The sequence below is a fragment of the Microbacterium sp. C7(2022) genome (assembly GCF_028823665.1).
Classification (GTDB): domain Bacteria; phylum Actinomycetota; class Actinomycetes; order Actinomycetales; family Microbacteriaceae; genus Microbacterium.
Genome location: NZ_JAPEHV010000002.1, coordinates 433611 through 450478, shown reverse-complemented (window position 1 = coordinate 450478; position 16868 = coordinate 433611). Strand labels below are relative to the sequence as shown.

Here is a 16868-nt window from a genome sequence, read left to right as displayed (position 1 = left end):
GTACTGCAGGGGGGACCCTGTGGGAGAGTAGGACACCGCCGGACTTCCTTTAAACAAAGAAGCCACCCAACGTTGGGTGGCTTCTTTGCGTTAACCATCGGCCCTGAGTGCCGAGGCCCCGCGCGGGCGCACACATGGCATGCTCGGACGATGAGCAATGCACGTCTCGCCCGACCATCTCACTCCGGTGACCGACAAGGCATCGCGGTGACGCGGATTGCTGCGCGGTGGGTACTCGCGCTCCTCCTCGTGGCAGCAGGACTGTCTCATCTGACGTGGGGCCGGCGCGGATACCGAATCACCGTGCCGGACTGGGCGACCCGGCTGTTGCGCACGGACAAAGACATGATCGTCGTGGCATCCGGTGCTGTCGAAGTCATGCTGGGGGTCGCACTCGTCGCCTTGCCACGTGACCGGCCGAGAGTCGGTGGCATCGTTGCGGCGTTTTTCGTTGCCGTCCTTCCCGGGAACGTTCATCAGTGGCGCACGGGTCGTTCCGCACCGCTGCTCCGCACCGACGGCGCTCGGTTCATCCGGCTCTTCCTGCAGATCCCCTTGATCGCCTGGGCGCTGTGGTGCACTCGTCTTGACGCCTCGGATGAGTAGGATCGGCAACCGATGAACGACTTTCTTGCTGCCCTGGTCGATCGTGTAGATGCTGCTCGCATCATCACCGATGCTGAGGTGGTCACTCGCTACAGCCACGATGACGCCGAATGGGCGGACTATGTCTCGCCGAGCGCGGTCGTCTGCGCGGAGTCGTTGGACGATGTAGTGGCCACTGTTCGCTGCGCGGCTGAGTACGGCGTCGCGGTGGTGCCGCGCGGTGCAGGCACAGGACTGTCCGGTGGAGCGAACGCGGTCGCTGGGTGCGTCGTGCTGTCCCTCGAGCGTATGACGGCGATCACCGAGGTCAACCCTGATGAACGCTACGTCGTCGCTGAAGCTGGCGTGCTGAACGACGAGCTGCGGCGCCACGTCGCTGACTTTGGACTTTGGTACCCGCCAGACCCCGCCAGCTACCGGATCAGCACGATTGGTGGCAACGTGGCCACGAATGCGGGTGGCATCTGCTGTGTGAAGTACGGCGTGACCCGTGACTATGTTCTCGGCATGACCGTCGTGCTCGCTGACGGTCGTGTCGCGAGGCTGGGCCGAAAGACTGCGAAGGGGGTTACCGGTTTCGACCTCACGGGTCTCATGGTCGGTTCGGAGGGTGCGCTCGGGGTCATCGTGGACGTCACGCTGTCGCTCCGTCCGCTTTCGGGCCGGGAAGAGCGGGGGGTCGTCGGCTACTTCAGTTCTCTCACGGATGCCGGCGCAGCAGTGTCTGCTGTGTCGAAAGCGGGAATTGTGCCGTCGGCGCTCGAACTCATCGACCGCACATGTCTTCGCGCGGTCGCACAATGGCAGGAATGGGATGTGCCCGCGGATGCCGCGGCGTTGCTCCTGGCCGCGGTAGACGAACCCGGCGCTATCGGAGCGGGGCATGCCTCGGTTATCGCTCGGCTGTTCGGCGATGCGGGAGCTACCCGTGTCGAGCGCGCCGACGACGCGGCAGCGATGGAACAACTCTTCCTCGCGCGACGGCTCGCGTACCCCGCTCTCGAACGGTTGGGGCCTGTTCTTACGGAAGATGTGTGTGTTCCGCGTGCCGCTGTGCCCGAAATGCTCGCCCGAATCGAGGCGACAGCGATGGAGCACGAGGTGACGATCGCGAACATCGCGCACGCCGGGGACGGCAACCTCCACCCACTGATCATCGCACCAGTCGGCGATGACGCGGCGAAAGCGCGAGCCATGCGGGCCTTTGACCGTATTGTTTCCGACTGCCGTGAGCTCGGCGGGACAGTCACCGGTGAGCACGGTGTGGGCCTTCTCAAACTCGACGGCGCCCGCGAGGAGCTCAGCGAGGTCGTGCTCGATATGCATGGCGCCATCAAACATGCGCTCGATCCGCGGGATCTTATGAACCCGGGGAAGGCATTCCCCCGCGACAAGAAGGTGAGCCATCAGTGACGGCACTCACGACCAGTGATGGTGTGCGCATCGACTATCAGGAATCGGGCGACGCGACAGGTCGACCCGTCGTGCTGCTGGCAGGTTTCAAGGCCGCGGCCACGACATGGTCCGCACAAGTACCGGCCTTGGTGCAACATGGCTACCGCGTGATTTCCGTCGACCTTCGAGGGCACGGTGCGGCGGAGCACCCGGAGTCCGGCGTCGACATGAAACGTCGGGGCGCTGACCTACATGACCTGCTCGACGCTCTCGATCTGACCGACGTTGCTCTCGTGGGTGGATCGATGGGCGGGAACACCATTTGGGCATACATCGCCGACAACGGCGATGAACGACTCCGCTCCGTCGCGATCGTGGATCAGACGCCGAAGATGCTCAATACGGCCGACTGGCCTCATGGCTTCTATGGCTATGACGAGTCAAACCGTGACTCCTTTTTTGCCGAGCGGATCCCCGATACGGGTCGGGGCACGCCGATCTGGCGGCGCGGCCGGCGCCTGGTGCGGTTGTTGCGCGCGATGCGCGGCGCGGATCACGCTTTGTCGACGGGTGAACTCGCGCTGCTTCACGACCACGCCATCGCCGATTGGCGACCGGTGATTGCGAAGACCACAGTGCCGACCATCTTCATCGCAGGGGCAGACAGTGAGTTCTGGCCGAGTTCGCACGCGGCGGCGGCGGCCTCGTTGGCGCCGCGTGGCGAATCCAGCGTGATTCGCCACGACGGCCACGCGGCGAACATCGAGCAACCCCGGGCATTCAACACCGGGTTGCTCGCTTTTCTCGCTCGCACGTGACGAGCGCGCCGATGTCGGCGGAGTGTCGCACGTGCACGCTCGACACTCCGCCGACATGAAATGGCGCCGGCTATGTTCGTACGCCGCCGCCAGATCGTAGGCGGGAGACGGCGTCGACCGAAGCCGCGAGGATCAGCACAGCTCCGGTGACGAGCAGGTTGATGCCGGCCGGCAGATTGAGCAGGCCGAGCCCGTTGGTGATGACCGCGATGACCATCGCACCGATCGCAGCGTGCACCAGACGCCCGCGACCACCGAAGAGGCTCACCCCGCCGACGACGGCGGCTGCCACGCCGCTCAGGACGATGTCGCGCCCGACCGTGGCATCCACTGACCCCACGCGTGCGACGCTCAGGAGCGCCGACATCACCGCGAGTGCGGAACAGATGACGAAGGCCCACCACTTGATCCATCGCACCTTCACACCCGATCGGCGTGCGGCTTCGGCATTGCCACCGATGGCGTAGATGTAGCGACCGAATTTGGTGCGGTCGAGAACGAACGTGCCGACCCAGAGGATCAACAGCACCACGGGAACAATAATCGGCACACCCGCGACGACGTTTGCTGCGGATTGCCCACGGTTCTGGTTGAGGACGAACACGAACCCCCCGCCGAGCACGGCGATGACGCCGAGCTTGATCCACACCAGCGAGATCGCGCGGTTCGGCACGCCAGCCCGTGTTCGGCGCGAGCGATCCCAGAACGACGTCCCTGCCGAGATCAGGAGCATGACGGCGAGCATCGTCCACCCCGCCCAGACAGGCAGGTTGCCGTTCTGCAGAGCGATCAGTTCGGGAACCTCGAGGCGGTACAGGCCGCCGGGGCCGATGATGACCAGCGCCAGACCCTGGAACCCGAGAAAGAGACCGAGGGTCACCACGAATGAGGGAATTCCGACACGGGCGACGAAGAAGCCGATCAATGCGCCGGTGGCGAATCCGAAACCGAACCCGATCAAGAGGGCGAGTGGCCACGGGATGTTGAACTGAGAGGCGAGCACGACGAACAGGGCCATGCCGACTCCGCCGGTGACCCCGGCAGAAAGATCGATCTCGCCGAGGAGGAGGACGAAGACGAGTGCCATGCCGAGAATCACGAGGCTCGCACCCTGATTGAGCAGGTTTGCGAAGTTCCGCTCGGTCAGGAAGTACGGGCTCAGAATCGAGAACAGAAGTGCCAGGACGACCAGTCCGCCGATGGCGGGAAGTGCGCCCATGTCGCCGCTGCGTACGCGTTGCCACCATGCCTGAACTTGGTCGACGAGTCCGCCCTCGACGCCGCTGCCGATCAGGTCTGCTGCGACGGGGTCGGGAGCGGCGTCGGTACGGGGTGCGTTGCTGCTCATTCGTCGCCTCCGGTGCGAATCGTGGACGTGTTGATGATCTCCACGTCTCCGAGGGTCTTGGTGCCGGTGATGTAGCCCACGACATCGTCGCGAGTTGTCTCCGACGTGGCGATCTGCGCGACCATCTGGCCGAGGTACAGCACCGCGATGTCGTCGGCGACGGAAAACACATCTGCCAGGTTGTGACTGATGAGCACCACGGCGACACCCTGATCTGACAGCCGGCGCACCAGGTTGAGCACTTGCTCGGTCTGGGCGACGCCGAGCGCTGCTGTGGGCTCGTCGAGGATGACCACGCGTGCGTTCTTGAGTACGGCGCGCGCGATAGCGACCGTCTGACGTTGTCCGCCGGAGAGCGACGACACCTTCTGGCGCACCGACTTCACGGTGCGCACTGACAGCGAGCGCAGCGTATCGGACGCATCCTTTTCCATGCGGCCTTCGTCGAAGGTACCGTGGGAGAGCTCTTCGCGTCCGAGGAACATGTTCTGAACGATGTCGAGGTTGTCGCACAGAGCGAGGTCCTGGTACACGACCTCGATACCGAGGCTCGCAGCGTCTCGAGGTGCGTGCAGATCTCGGTGCTTTCCATCGATCAGCACCTCACCCGAGTCATAGGGCTGCACACCGGCCAGCCCCTTGATGAGTGTGGACTTTCCGGCTCCGTTATCGCCGACAAGGGCGGTGACCCGACCCGGGTAGACGTTGAGGTCGACGCCCTTGAGGACGCTCACCGGTCCGAAGGACTTCTTGACACCGACCAGCTGGATGATCGGCTCTGGGGGAGTGATGGTTTCTGACATACTCGCTTCCTCGCGATGCGTCGGGTCGCGCGCAGGGGGCGTCGCGCCAGGTGGCGTGACGCCCTCTGCGGCTGATGCCCGAATCGTTACTGGGTGACGCCGAACTCTTCGCACGCAGCCATCACGTCGGCGGTGCACACCTCGTCGTACGAGGCGTCGCCGGCAGCGATGACGTCCTTGACCTCGTTGGGTCCGACGAGGATGGGCGTGACCTGGATGTACGGCGTGCCGTCCTCCAGCGAAGCGTCCGTCGACACGGTCTCGCCATTGAGGAGCGCAATCGCCGTCTCCACCGCGGCGGCGGCCTCGTCAGCAACGGGCTTGTAGACGGTCGCCGTCTGCCAACCGAGGAGGATGTTCTGCAGACCTGCGACGTTGGCGTCCTGGCCTGAGACAGCGACACCCTCGAGGTTGTTGTCCTGCAGCACCTTGATGACGCCGGCGGCGTTGGTGTCGTTGGCAACCCACACGCCGTCAACCTGGCCATCGAGCGCCGTGAGGGCCTGCTCGAAGTTCGTCTGCGACTTGGCCTGGTCCCACGCCCCCGGGGGCTCGGCTGCGGGCTCGATACCGGCCGCTTCCATGACCTCGACGGCACCGTCGTGGAACATTGCCGCGTTGCCGTCCGTGGGGTCGCCGCCAATGTAGACAACGACGGCCTCGGCCGGATCGACGCCGGCCGCCTCGAGCCCGTTCAGCACCGTCTGGCCCTCCATGCGACCCACCTCGACGTTGTCGAAGGACACGTAGTAGTCCGCACCGGCGAAGGGGCGGTCGTACGCGATCACCGGGATGCCCTCGGCCTTGGCCTTCGTCGCCACCGTTTCGGCTGCGCCCTGGTAGTCCACCAGCAGCATCACGCCGCAGCCCTGAGTGAGCTGCTGGTCGGCGATCGTCGAGTACTGGTTGACGTCACCCTGCGCGTTCTGGATGTCGACCTCAAACCCGGCGCCTTCGAGTCCTTCCTGAAGGTACTTGCGGTCGAAGTTCTCCCAGCGCGGTGACGAGGCCGCGTCGGGAAGAATCACGCATGCGCGCCCCGCATCGGCGGTGGAGCCGTCGCCACCATCCGTCGTGGTGTCCGTGTCGCTCGAACCCGAGCATCCGGCAAGCAGCACAGCGCCGGCGCCCACGAGGGCAATCGTCGCTGCGAGAGATGACTTCTTCATCGTTCGCCTTTCATCATTGAAACCGACGAGAGCGCGGCATCCGTGCCGACTCTCTTGCGTTGTGTCGATCAAACTCTTTCCGCGCATTGGCGTCAAGTCTTGAACGTAACGCTTTTGCAACGCGCTGTGCTGTGCGTGATCGATGGCGCGAAGTGCGCATAATGCTGCGCAAATGTACGCGAGGATTAAGTAAATGCTCAGTGGTGGGGCGACTGTCGCGATTCCCGGCTTTTCCGTATGAATGAATACCAGCGCGGTAGTGTCAGGCTCTACCGTGTGATGCGCGCGTTCGGCGCGACATTGAGTCGACGATCACAGCGAGTACCAACACGGTGCCCGTCACGATGAAACGGATCGACGAGTCGAGATTGAGCAACGTGAGCCCAGACGAGATCGATTGGATGACGACGATCCCCAGGAGCGCGGAGAACGCGGAACCTCGGCCGCCGAACAAGCTCGCGCCGCCGATCACTGCCGCCGCGATCGCATTGAGATTCGTGTCGGCCGCGCCCGAACTCTGGTTCGCCGCGGCGAGTCGCCCTGCCGCGAGGATCCCACCCGCGGCGGCGAGTGTCGCGCACAGGCAGAACGCTGAGAGATAAATGCGATTCACGCGGATGCCGGCGCGGCGTGCGGCCTCTGACGAGCCGCCCACGGCGTAGACCGCGCGACCCCAGCGCGTGCGGGTGAGGGCGTAGTTCATCACCACCACGAGTAGGACGAATGACAGGAACATGACTCCCACGCCGCGTGACAGATTCAGGTACCACGAGACACCGAGGAGAAATACGAGCAACAGGATGGTGCGCAGGGCGATTGCGCGGTACCCCTCGCTGAGAAGATTCGCAGCGGTGCGGCGGCGGGCACGCGAGACGTGGACCCAGGCGAATCCTGCTGCGGCCGCGACCGACGCGGCGTATGCCATCCACGGGGGGAGGAACATCTGCTGCGCGAACTGAACCAGCCACGAGTCGAACGGAATGTTGATGGAGCCGGAGTCGCCCAACACCCATAGCTGCACGCCGAGGAATCCGAGGAGCCCCGCCAGGGTGATCACGAAGCTGGGCAACCCGAAGCGCGCAAAGAGCATGCCGTAGAGCGCGCCGATCAGGCATCCCACGATCAGTGCGACGAGGATCGCAACGGCGAGGGGCCAGCCCTGCTCGACGAACCCGACCGCGACGATTGCCGCGGCGAGCCCCGAAACGGATCCCACTGAGAGGTCGATCTCTCCGACGAGGAGAACGACGACGATGCCGAGTGCGATGGTGCCGATCGCGGCGCACTGCATGGTGAGGTTCACCAGGTTCACCGGTGACAGGAACACGGGATTGAGGATCTGGAACACGGTGCAGATCAGCACCAAGCCGATGATCACGGGCAGCGATCCCAGGTCGCCACCGCGGATGCGTTCCCAGAGGGAAGACGCGGCTTCGCCAACGACGGCTGATGCCCCGGTAGCGGGTGTAGATTCGACGGCGCTCGGGCGTTGAGAAGGGCGATCGGATGCCGTCATCGGGTGCCTCCGGTCGAGCCTCGCCGACCGCGACCGCGACCGACGAGCGAGACGATTCCTTCGGGCGGAGGCGTGTCATCCGGCGTTGCCGGAGTGCGGTCCGTGTGAGGCGTCGCCGGCATGGGCGGCGACAGGCTTGCCCCCGTGATAGCGGCGATGAGCGTCTCGCTCGTGACGTCGGCAACGTTGAAGATGCCGTTGTTGCGGCCGAGCCGGAGCACCACGACCCGGTCGGCGACAGCCATGACATCGGCCATGTTGTGACTGATCAGCACCACACCGTGTCCCCGCTCTCGCAACCGCACGATCAGATTCAGAACCTCGGCGGTCTGCGCGACACCCAGCGCTGCTGTCGGCTCGTCGAGGATCACCACACGAGGGTCGCCGATGAGCGATCGTGCGATCGCTACGGTTTGGCGTTGCCCACCCGACAGTGACGCGACGGGTGTGCGCACCGATGGCAGCTTCGCGGACAGTTCGCGCAACAGCATCCACGTGCGCTCTTCCATCTCGACTTCGTCGAGGCTGAGCCCATTGCGAAGCTCTTGACCTAGCCACAGGTTCTCGACCACATCGAGGTTGTCGCACAGCGCGAGATCCTGGAATACCGTGGCGATACCGAGGGCGTGCGAGTCGGCCGGACTCGGAATGTCGACGTCGACACCATCGAACTGGATGCGTCCTGCGTCGGGTGCGTGCACGCCAGCGAGGAGCTTCACCAGCGTGGATTTTCCGGCGCCGTTGTCGCCGATCAACGCCACCACCTCGCCTTCGTTGACCCAGAAGTCGACGTTGGTGAGGGCCTTGACGGCGCCGAAATGCTTGCCGATGTTCGACATCGTGAGGATGGGCTCGCGAGTGCGGCCCTTACGGACGGCGGTTGTGCGTGGGGTCGGCATTATTCGCTCAGCAATCCTGCCGTCACACAGGCCTCGCGGTACGCCGGCGTGCAGATGTCATCCAGCGTCCAGAACCCGTCCGCGACGACCGTGTCGGCGATGTCTTCCACCCGCACGGCGACGGGATCCAAGAGAGTGGTCGGGATGCCGTTGACCTGCATCGGCGCGTCCACAGCCTCCCCGCGCATGAGCGCGACCGCAACATCGGCGGCGAGTTCTGCCTGGGGACGGATTGCCTTGTACACCGTCATGTATTGGTCGCCGGCGACGATGCGCTGGATTGCGGCGAGGTCGGCATCCTGTCCGGTGACCGGGGGGAGTGGCGTGACATTTGCGGCGCGCAGGGCAGAGATGGCTCCGCCCGCGGTGGCATCGTTGGCCGCATACACGCCGACGATGTCGTCGCCGTATTGGGTGATCTGCCCTGCGACCCACTCTTGTGCGCGCTCGGGGCTCCACCCCGGCGTGTCGAACTCGGCAAGGATCGGCACGCCCGCGGCATCGATCACTTCGTGGGCGCCTTCGCGGAACAGTCGCGCGTTGTTGTCGGTGGGGGAGCCATGCACCATGAGGATCCCCTCGGCGCCACTCATCGTTCCGAGACGATCGAGAAACGCACTGGCTTGCAATTGACCCACCTTCTCGTTGTCGAAGGACACATAGTAGGCGATGTCGCCGCCGAGGATCAGACGATCGTAAGCGATCACTGGGACACCCTGCGCGTTGGCCGACAGCACGATCGACGCGGCGGCGGTCGAGTCGACAGGGTCCAGGACGAGTACGTCGGCTCCCGCCGTGATCGCCGATTCCGCTTGCTGTTGCTGCTGCGCGGCATCCTGATCCGCGTTCGAATACATCACGTCGTAGTCGCCCAGTTGCGCGACGCGCTCCTCGAAGATCGGGCGATCGAAGGTCTCATACCGCGCGGTCTTCGCATCGGGCAGAAGGAGGGCGATGCTGCCCGCGGTGGCGTCGCTCGTTGACGCGCAGCCGCTTGTGATGCTGCACGAAATCGCGAGAACCGCAACCACGAGAGTCACGCGCAACCCACGAGTGCCGCGCCGTCGCGGAATGAGATCAGGCATCGGGTCAGGCGGTGATCTCGAGGGCGTCTGCGTCGACCGTCACATGGTCCAGGGCGATGGCAATCGCGCCGCGGGTCTCGGCCCACTCGCCGAAGGATGCGCCGACAATTTCGGGGAGTCCATTTGCCGATCCCAGAGCGGTGCGCTCGAGGGAGTGCCGCATCGGCGCCATCAGAATCTCACCCGCTGCCGAGAGTTCGCCACCCACGATGATCAGCTCAGGATCGAACAGATTGCACAAGCTCGCAGTGGCAATGCCGATGTGGCGGCCCGCATCGGCGATCACACGGCGCGCGCTGCCGTCGCCGTCTTCGGCCGCCTGCAGCAGATCGCTCAGGCGTTGCATCCCCTCGCCGGCAGGGAAAAGAGAAAGCAACGCCGGTCCGCCCGCGTACGTCTCGAGACACCCGCGATTGCTGCACCGGCAGATGGGGCCGTTCTCGTCGATGGTGACGTGGCCGATCTGCCCTGACTTGCCGTTCACGCCGCGAAAGAGATCCCCGCCGACGATGAGCCCGGCGCTGATCGTGTGTCCGATGCGGATGAAGACGGATGCCGCGGCCTCACGCCCTTCGCCTTCGCGGGCTTCAGCCAGACCGCCGAGGTTTGCCTCGCTGTCGACGTAGACCGGCCGGCCGATACGTGCGGACATGGCCGTGGCGATGTCGACGCCTTCCCACCCGCGAAGGAGCCCCGGCGTCGAAACCATCCCGGTGTGGATGTCAATCGGCGCGGGGAGAGCGATCCCCACAGCCAGCAAGTCGGCAACCGTTCCGCCGAGGGTCTCCATCATGTCGCTGAGGAGCATAGACAACCGGTCGAGTTCGGCGTCATGGCGATGGTCGAGCGCGAGAGGTAGCGATGTCTGCGACACGACGGTTCGCGTGGCATCGGCGATGGCGATACGCAGTTGGCGTGAGCTGAAGTGGACTCCGGCGACGAGTCCCACCTGGCGTGCGAGTGAGACGAGCGTGGCGCGACGACCGCTGCGCGAGGTGAACGATGTGTGCAGGATGCCCGACGCGGTGAGCTCTTTGACGATGTTCGACACCGTCGCGGGCGACAGACCCGTGCTCCCGGCCAGTTCGACCTGCGTCAAACGCCCGTGCCGCTTCAGGGAATCCAGCAGGCGCGCGCGATTGGCTTCGCGAAGCGACGTCTGGGACCCCGGTGGGGCGATTCTGCGGACCACAGGCCCACTGTACCCGCGCGGGGCGTGCGAAGGGGAGAGCGCTCAGCGGCTATCGCTGATCAGGCGGATCTGCACGATGTTGCCGGATTCATCCATCTCGGCGACTTTCGGATGGGCTTTGACGAAGTCGGTGAAGCTCTTGAACCCGAGTGCCTTCTCGCTGAAAGCGGGGTCGAGACGCTTGATCAAGCTCTTCACCGCGGAGGCGTGTTGCCAGTCGATCCCACCCTTGTCGCTTTCCAGGCGCAGCGCACGCTGCAAGAGGTCGGCACCCGGGTCAGTCGATGTCTTCTTGCGCCGCGAGCGTGACGGTGCTTCCTGCTTCTTGTCAGGCTCGGGTTCGGGCGGGGTCACACCGGGGAGCGCGTCGTAGGAGTCGAACTGGTCGCATGCGGCGGCGAGGGACTTGGCCGTCGACCCGGCCACGCCTACACCGACGACAAATCGCCCCAGCCGCTTGCAGCGCTGGGCGAGAGGGACATAGTCGGAGTCACCGGCGACGATCACGACGTGCGTGAGGTCGGGGAGTCGGAACATGTCCTCCACCGTGTCGACGGCGAGGCGGATATCGGCGCCGTTTTTGGCATACGCGGCCGCGGGAAAAAGCTGCACGAGATCGACCGCACGGGCGACGAGCTGAGAGCGGTAGATCGCATTGACCGGGGAAGACCAGTCCGCGTACGCCCGCGTGAGAACGAGTGTGCCGAAAGACGTCGCGTAGTCGATGATCGCCCCGACATCGATCGTGGCCGCGGCGAGTCGCTCGGCGATCTCGGGATCGGTCGGGTCGGCCGAGATCTTCTGCCGGTCGCGAGAGTACGAGTTTCGACCGTGCACCCGGTCGTACCAACTCATGACGATGTTGTCGAAGTCGAGGTACACCGCCACGCGAGCGTCTTGCACGTCAGCCATCATTCTTCTCCGGGGTAGCGCACGCCGATCATTTCGCGAACTTCGTCGAGCGTTTCCATGATGGCGACGCTCTCGGCGATCGGAAGGAGGTCGCTGTCCAGCGCGCCCGATGCCACATACCGCTCGGCGGCGAGGGCTTGGAACTGCATGCCGCGCCCCTCGATGTCAGACACGAAGGTTTCGATCACTGTGCCGTCGGCGGCAACCACACGGAACGACGACGGGGTGTACCAGACGCGATCGATGTCGATGCGGGCATCCGTGCCGATGACCGAGGCGACGTTGGGTCCCGCCGACCGCGAGGCGGAGAGCGACGTGGAGAGAGCCCCGTTCATGTGGGTCATGATGGTGGCGACCTCGGCGTCGGCTCCGGTTTCACTCAGCCGTGCGGCAGCGGCGATGCCGACCGGCTCGCCGAGGATGTCCCACGCGAAGGAGATCGGGTAGATTCCGAGATCGAGCAGGGCCCCGCCGCCGAGTTCGAGAGCGTTGAGGCGGTGCGACGGATCACTGGAAATCTTCTGCGTGTGGTCCGCGACCACTGCGCGAATCTCGCCGAGCGTTCCGTCCTCGATGATCTCGCGGATGCGGATCATGTGCGGAAGATAGCGCGTCCACATCGCTTCCATGGCCAACAGTCCGCGCTCTGCCGCAGCGGCGCGGATCTCTTCGGCCTCCTCGGCGTTCAAGGCGAAGGGCTTTTCCACCAAGACGTGCTTCCCGTGGGTAAGGGCGAGGAGCGCGTGTTCTTTGTGCATCGGATGCGGCGTCGCCACATAGATGATGTCGACGTCGGGGTCGCCTGCGAGCTCTTCGTACGAGCCATACGAACGCGCGATGTCGAAGTGCGAGGCGAATGTTGCGGCAGCCTCGGCGCGGCGCGAACCGACCGCGACGACCTCTCGCCCCGCCGTGCGCAGATCAGAGGCGAACGCGTGCGCGATTCCTCCCGTGGCCAGGATTCCCCAGCGCAGGCCGGGCGAAGAAGGTGTCGTCATTGTTCGAGCGTACCGATCTCCCGGGCAAGGACGACGTGTGTGTGCACGGGTAGGCTCGCGGGGTGAGTTCCTCTGTCGACAGATTCCGTGAGATCCTGCGCATCCCTACGGTGTCGCACGCTGACGAAGGCCAGACCGACTGGGCGCCCTTCGCACTCTTCATGACGACCATCGAGAGGCTCTACCCGGCGACGCATGAGACCCTCGAGCGCGAGGTGATCGATTCTCACTCTTTGCTGTACCGGTGGCGCGGAAAAGAGAAAGCCGGCGCCACCGTCCTCATGGCACACATCGACGTCGTCGACGTTGTGCCAGGCGAATGGGAACACCCGCCGTTCGAGGCGCACGTGCTCGGGGAGGGGGTGGATGCCACGATCCACGCGCGTGGCGCGATCGATGACAAGGGCTCACTCGTCGCCATTCTCGAAGCAGTTGAAGAGTTGGCGGCGAGGGGCTTCGTCCCCGCGCGTGACGTGTACCTCGCATTCGGTCACAACGAAGAGGTCGCTGGCAGTGGCGCACGGCGGATCGTCGACGCCCTGCGCGAGCGCGGCATCCGACCCGACCTGGTGCTCGACGAAGGCGGCGCCGTTGTCGACGGCGTCGTTCCCGGGGTCACGGTTCCCACCGCGATGGTCGGTGTCGCCGAGCGGGGAGTCATGACGCTGCTGCTCACAGCCCGCGAGAACGGTGGGCACGCCTCGACTCCGCCAGCGATGCCCGCGACCGCCCGGCTCGCCCGTGCGATCGATCGTCTGCGACGCCGGCCGTTCCCGACGCGCATGGTTGCGCCCGTGCGAGCCATGCTCACCACGCTTGCGCCGCACACGCCTCAGCCATTGCGCACGTTGTTCGGCTCGCTCGCTCTCACCGGCCCGCTCGTCGCCGCGGTGTTCTCCCGTATGGGGCCTGAGATGAATGCGATCGTTCGGACCACCGCGGTGGCGACCGAGCTACAGGGGGCGCCGGGGGAGAACGTCCTGGCGACGACCGCGCGCGCGAGTGTCAACATTCGTTTGCTGACCGGCGACACCGTTCGCAGTGCCACGCAGCGCGTGCGGCGTGTCATTGCCGATCCGCTTGTGGAGGTTGAGGTGCGTCACGCATCGGATCCTTCGGCTGTGTCGCCGTGGCGAGGGGCGCAATGGCGCAGGATCGCCCAGGCCGTGACATCGACCCTCGGAGAAGACGTGGTCACAACGCCTTACCTACAGCTGGGGGCGAGCGACAGCCGATGGTTCACCGCGATCAGCGCGCACGTCTACCGGTTCACGCCGTTTCATCTCACTCGCGCAGAGCGTGATGCGTTGCACTCGCACAACGAGCGGATTCGCGTGGATGTGTGGCTGCGCGGCATCACCTTTTACCGTGCGTTGATCGAGAAGAGCTGACGACGCGAGCCGACGCGGGTGGTCAGCCGGCGGCGACGGAATCTCGGACGGCCACGGGAACAGCACGCAGGGCGCGGTCAAGGTCGGCGATGATGTCAGCCGGGTCTTCAAGGCCGATCGACAATCGTACGGTGGTCCAGCCGATGCGCGCCTCACCCAGTTGATCGGCAGACATGTGGCTGTGCGTCATCGACGCGGGGTGCGCGGCGAGGCTTCGTGCGTCGCCGATATTGGCGACCAGGTGCACCACTTCGAGGTGAGAGATGAACTCTTCCACGCGTGCGAAGTCCTCTTCGTCGTCACCGCTGGAGTGGAGGTCGAACGAGAACACCGAGCCCGCGCCGCGGGGCAAGTAACGTTCAGCGAGGTCATGCCAGGGGCTGCCCGCAAGAGCGGGGTGGTGCACGTGAGCGACGGCCGGATGCTCGGAGAGGAACTCGGCGATCGCGTGTGCGGACTGTGTGTGGCGGGCCATGCGCAGATCCAGCGTCTCGATGCCCTGCAACAGCTGGAAAGCGTTGAACGCCGACAATGACGGGCCCAGATCGTGGACGTACTTCGTCTTCACCAGCGTGATGTACGGCGAGCCGGTGGCGCCGAACCGTTCGACGAGGCTCTCCCCGTGCACGCGCGCGTACGGCTCGTTCAACTGCGGCCATCGGTCGGGCTCGGCGCCGAAGTCGTACGTGCCGAGGTCGACGACGACCCCACCCAGGGAGGTGCCGTGGCCGCCGAGGAACTTCGTCGCGGAGTGCACGACGATGTCGGCACCGACGTCCTTCGCGCGCTGTAGGTACGGCGTGGCCACGGTGTTGTCGATGACGAGCGGCACCCGCGCAGCATGAGCGATGTCGGCGACCGCCTGCACATCGAGCACCTGGGCAATGGGGTTGGTGATCGACTCGGCGAACAGTGCACGCGTATTCGGCCGCACCGCGGCCCGCCACGCGTCGAGGTCATCCTGGTCGACGAACGTGACCTCGATACCCCAATCCGCGAACGTGTCTTGCAGCAGATCGACCGTGCCGCCGTAGAGCTGGCGGGCGGCGACGATGTGCTCACCGCTCTTCGCGAGCGCGAGGAGTGCGACCGCGACCGCGGCCTGCCCCGACGCGACACCGGCCGCCGCGATCCCGCCTTCGAGCTCAGCGACGCGGCGCTCGAACACGATGACCGTGGGGTTGGCGGCACGGCTGTAGATGTTGCCGTCGCGCTTGAGGGCGAACAACTCGCGTGCCTGGGTGAGTGAAGAGAATTCGAACGCGTTCGACTGATGGATCGGGGGGATGGCGGTGTTCTCGGCGGCGCTGGGAACATAGCCAGCCTGCACCTGAGCGGTGGCGAAGGCGCGCGAAGTCTCGGACATGGCTCCATTGTCGGACGAGCACGCGCCCGCGCGTGCGGGTGTGTCGAACTGTTGCGCGAAGGAGAAGCTCAGCGCAACTGAGCGAAGTGCTCTGCCGCGCGCGTTTTTCCGACGACAAGGATGGTGTCCCCCTCGTGGAGCACCGTGACGTTGTCGGCGTTGTCCCAGACATCGTCGTGCTGAAAAGCAGCCACCGTGACTCCGTGGGTGCGACGAAGCTTCGTGTCGCCCAGGGGGATGCCCTGGATCGAGGAGGGGACGGGCGCCTTCACCATGGCGTAGCCCGGCGCGATCTCGATGAAGTCAAGGGCTGCGCCTCGCACCAAGTGGGCAACGCGACGCCCCATGTCCTTCTCGGGATAGATGACCTTGTGCACGCCGAGTTGCTCGAGGATACGCCTTCGCCGGGGTCAGGGACGCAGGATGATTTTCCCGCGTGTTCCCGACTCCACGAGCCGGTGTGCCTCCGCTGCTTCCGCGAGGGGGAGACTCGGCCCCAACTCCACCGTGAATGCGCCACGGGCGAGTAGCGCGAGCGTGACGGGCACGGCTTCCGAGCGCCAACGCAGCTCGTCGTCGGATAGCGCGCGTGCGGACCCGCCACTGTATGCCTGAATGCCGAATCCGGGAGCATCCGCCCCCCGCACCAGCGTTGCAATGCGGGAACGATCGCTCACGAGCGCCAGCGATGTCACGATCGCCTCGTCGGTGCCCGCGGCATCCAGGGCGACCGTGATCGGCCGAGGAGTGGCCGATCGCACGCGTTCTTCGAGGCCGGGTCCGTACTCGACAGGAGTCGCGCCGAGCGCGCGCACCTCATCGAAGCGGGCGGGGGAGGCCGTGGCGATCACGTCAGCGCCCCAAAGGCCGGCGAACTGGATTGCCGCTTGCCCGACGGCACCTGAGCCGCCGTGGAGGAGCAGCACGTCGCCGGCGCCGACAGCAAGGGAGCGCAGAGCCTGGTATGCCGTTCCCGCAGGAATCCCGATGGCCGCCGCCTGAGCGGGCGTCACCCCCGCCGGGAGGGGAAAGACCTGTGACGCGGGCACGGGGACGTGCGTGGCATAGGCGCCCTGGGCGCCGATGAACGCGACTGACTGGCCGACGCGAAAGCCGTTCACTTCGCTGCCGACGTGGATGATCTCGCCGGCACCGTCGGCGCCGACGCGACGCGGGGATGTGATGGCAGGTGTCGGGCGAATCCCGGACCGCAGCTTCGCGTCGATCGGGTTGACGCCCGCGGCCTGGACGGCGATGACGACCTCGTCGGGCCCGCCGATGACATCGGGAATGTCGATGATCTCCAGCACCTCGGGGGCGCCGATTTCACGGTATGCGATCGCTTGTGCCATGCAGGTTCCCAACACGCT

The 16868-nt window shown here is 65.4% G+C and carries 16 protein-coding genes; 4 read left to right on the top strand and 12 right to left on the bottom strand.

What is annotated here, in order from left to right:
• Positions 1 to 150 precede the first annotated feature (150 nt).
• Genes ON062_RS04195 through ON062_RS04185 form a run of 3 tightly spaced genes read left to right on the top strand, consistent with a single transcriptional unit; the run spans position 151 to position 2819 of the window.
• Positions 151 to 606, top strand: a complete 456-nt coding sequence (locus ON062_RS04195; RefSeq protein ID WP_274645864.1) for a hypothetical protein — start codon at positions 151 to 153, stop codon at positions 604 to 606.
• Positions 607 to 618: 12 nt separating this feature from the next.
• The gene (locus tag ON062_RS04190) at positions 619 to 2019 is read left to right on the top strand and encodes an FAD-binding oxidoreductase (RefSeq protein WP_274645863.1); all 1401 of its coding nucleotides are present in this window, start codon (positions 619 to 621) and stop codon (positions 2017 to 2019) included.
• On the top strand, positions 2016 to 2819 hold the full coding sequence (locus tag ON062_RS04185) for an alpha/beta fold hydrolase (RefSeq protein ID WP_274645862.1): 804 nt from the start codon (positions 2016 to 2018) through the stop codon (positions 2817 to 2819). The genes ON062_RS04190 and ON062_RS04185 overlap by 4 nt, the downstream gene beginning before the upstream one ends.
• Before the next feature lie 70 nt (positions 2820 to 2889).
• On the opposite strand, the gene ON062_RS04180 is transcribed toward ON062_RS04185, so the two are convergent.
• The 9 genes from ON062_RS04180 to ON062_RS04140 form a co-directional block, all read right to left on the bottom strand.
• Positions 2890 to 4167 carry a sugar ABC transporter permease gene (locus tag ON062_RS04180; protein WP_274645861.1) on the bottom strand — a complete coding sequence of 426 codons (1278 nt, stop codon included), beginning with the start codon at positions 4165 to 4167 and terminating at the stop codon, positions 2890 to 2892.
• Positions 4164 to 4970, bottom strand: a complete 807-nt coding sequence (locus tag ON062_RS04175; RefSeq protein WP_274645860.1) for an ATP-binding cassette domain-containing protein — start codon at positions 4968 to 4970, stop codon at positions 4164 to 4166. Before ON062_RS04175 ends, ON062_RS04180 begins: the two co-directional genes overlap by 4 nt.
• A gap of 86 nt (positions 4971 to 5056) precedes the next feature.
• Positions 5057 to 6139: a substrate-binding domain-containing protein gene (locus ON062_RS04170; RefSeq protein ID WP_274645859.1), complete on the bottom strand. Its 1083-nt coding sequence runs from the start codon at positions 6137 to 6139 to the stop codon at positions 5057 to 5059.
• A 262-nt stretch (positions 6140 to 6401) separates the two neighbouring features.
• Positions 6402 to 7655, bottom strand: a complete 1254-nt coding sequence (locus ON062_RS04165; RefSeq protein WP_274645858.1) for a sugar ABC transporter permease — start codon at positions 7653 to 7655, stop codon at positions 6402 to 6404.
• Complete coding sequence (locus ON062_RS04160) at positions 7652 to 8554, bottom strand: ATP-binding cassette domain-containing protein (protein WP_274645857.1); 903 nt, start codon at positions 8552 to 8554, stop codon at positions 7652 to 7654. The genes ON062_RS04165 and ON062_RS04160 overlap by 4 nt, the downstream gene beginning before the upstream one ends.
• Positions 8554 to 9639: a sugar ABC transporter substrate-binding protein gene (locus tag ON062_RS04155; protein ID WP_274645856.1), complete on the bottom strand. Its 1086-nt coding sequence runs from the start codon at positions 9637 to 9639 to the stop codon at positions 8554 to 8556. The genes ON062_RS04160 and ON062_RS04155 overlap by 1 nt, the downstream gene beginning before the upstream one ends.
• A gap of 4 nt (positions 9640 to 9643) precedes the next feature.
• Complete coding sequence (locus tag ON062_RS04150; RefSeq protein WP_274645855.1) at positions 9644 to 10831, bottom strand: ROK family transcriptional regulator; 1188 nt, start codon at positions 10829 to 10831, stop codon at positions 9644 to 9646.
• A gap of 42 nt (positions 10832 to 10873) precedes the next feature.
• On the bottom strand, positions 10874 to 11743 hold the full coding sequence (locus ON062_RS04145) for an NYN domain-containing protein (RefSeq protein ID WP_274645854.1): 870 nt from the start codon (positions 11741 to 11743) through the stop codon (positions 10874 to 10876).
• A complete protein-coding gene (locus tag ON062_RS04140) occupies positions 11743 to 12741 on the bottom strand; it encodes a Gfo/Idh/MocA family protein (RefSeq protein WP_274645853.1) in 999 nt (332 codons plus the stop codon). The genes ON062_RS04145 and ON062_RS04140 overlap by 1 nt, the downstream gene beginning before the upstream one ends.
• Before the next feature lie 62 nt (positions 12742 to 12803).
• Between ON062_RS04140 and ON062_RS04135 the strand changes: the two genes are divergently transcribed.
• On the top strand, positions 12804 to 14132 hold the full coding sequence (locus tag ON062_RS04135; protein WP_274645852.1) for a M20/M25/M40 family metallo-hydrolase: 1329 nt from the start codon (positions 12804 to 12806) through the stop codon (positions 14130 to 14132).
• Positions 14133 to 14154: 22 nt separating this feature from the next.
• Here ON062_RS04135 and ON062_RS04130 read toward each other — a convergent pair whose 3' ends face one another.
• From ON062_RS04130 to ON062_RS04120, 3 genes are all read right to left on the bottom strand, one after another.
• Positions 14155 to 15498 (bottom strand): aminotransferase class V-fold PLP-dependent enzyme, encoded by a 1344-nt coding sequence (locus ON062_RS04130; protein WP_274645851.1) that lies wholly within the window; start codon positions 15496 to 15498, stop codon positions 14155 to 14157.
• A gap of 68 nt (positions 15499 to 15566) precedes the next feature.
• Positions 15567 to 15875 carry a TrkA C-terminal domain-containing protein gene (locus tag ON062_RS04125; protein WP_274645850.1) on the bottom strand — a complete coding sequence of 103 codons (309 nt, stop codon included), beginning with the start codon at positions 15873 to 15875 and terminating at the stop codon, positions 15567 to 15569.
• A 33-nt stretch (positions 15876 to 15908) separates the two neighbouring features.
• Positions 15909 to 16850, bottom strand: a complete 942-nt coding sequence (locus ON062_RS04120; protein ID WP_274645849.1) for an NADP-dependent oxidoreductase — start codon at positions 16848 to 16850, stop codon at positions 15909 to 15911.
• Between the last annotated feature and the right edge of the window lie 18 nt (positions 16851 to 16868).

What these genes read in the sequence shown, in the direction of transcription:
- ON062_RS04120 (WP_274645849.1), bottom strand. Translation starts at nt 16,850, where the DNA reads ATGGCACAAGCGATCGCATACCGTGAAATCGGCGCCCCCGAGGTGCTG.
- ON062_RS04195 (WP_274645864.1), top strand. Translation starts at nt 151, where the DNA reads ATGAGCAATGCACGTCTCGCCCGACCATCTCACTCCGGTGACCGACAA.
- ON062_RS04180 (WP_274645861.1), bottom strand. Translation starts at nt 4,167, where the DNA reads ATGAGCAGCAACGCACCCCGTACCGACGCCGCTCCCGACCCCGTCGCA.
- ON062_RS04170 (WP_274645859.1), bottom strand. Translation starts at nt 6,139, where the DNA reads ATGAAGAAGTCATCTCTCGCAGCGACGATTGCCCTCGTGGGCGCCGGC.
- ON062_RS04155 (WP_274645856.1), bottom strand. Translation starts at nt 9,639, where the DNA reads ATGCCTGATCTCATTCCGCGACGGCGCGGCACTCGTGGGTTGCGCGTG.
- ON062_RS04140 (WP_274645853.1), bottom strand. Translation starts at nt 12,741, where the DNA reads ATGACGACACCTTCTTCGCCCGGCCTGCGCTGGGGAATCCTGGCCACG.
- ON062_RS04190 (WP_274645863.1), top strand. Translation starts at nt 619, where the DNA reads ATGAACGACTTTCTTGCTGCCCTGGTCGATCGTGTAGATGCTGCTCGC.
- ON062_RS04145 (WP_274645854.1), bottom strand. Translation starts at nt 11,743, where the DNA reads ATGGCTGACGTGCAAGACGCTCGCGTGGCGGTGTACCTCGACTTCGAC.
- ON062_RS04175 (WP_274645860.1), bottom strand. Translation starts at nt 4,970, where the DNA reads ATGTCAGAAACCATCACTCCCCCAGAGCCGATCATCCAGCTGGTCGGT.
- ON062_RS04165 (WP_274645858.1), bottom strand. Translation starts at nt 7,655, where the DNA reads ATGACGGCATCCGATCGCCCTTCTCAACGCCCGAGCGCCGTCGAATCT.
- ON062_RS04130 (WP_274645851.1), bottom strand. Translation starts at nt 15,498, where the DNA reads ATGTCCGAGACTTCGCGCGCCTTCGCCACCGCTCAGGTGCAGGCTGGC.
- ON062_RS04160 (WP_274645857.1), bottom strand. Translation starts at nt 8,554, where the DNA reads ATGCCGACCCCACGCACAACCGCCGTCCGTAAGGGCCGCACTCGCGAG.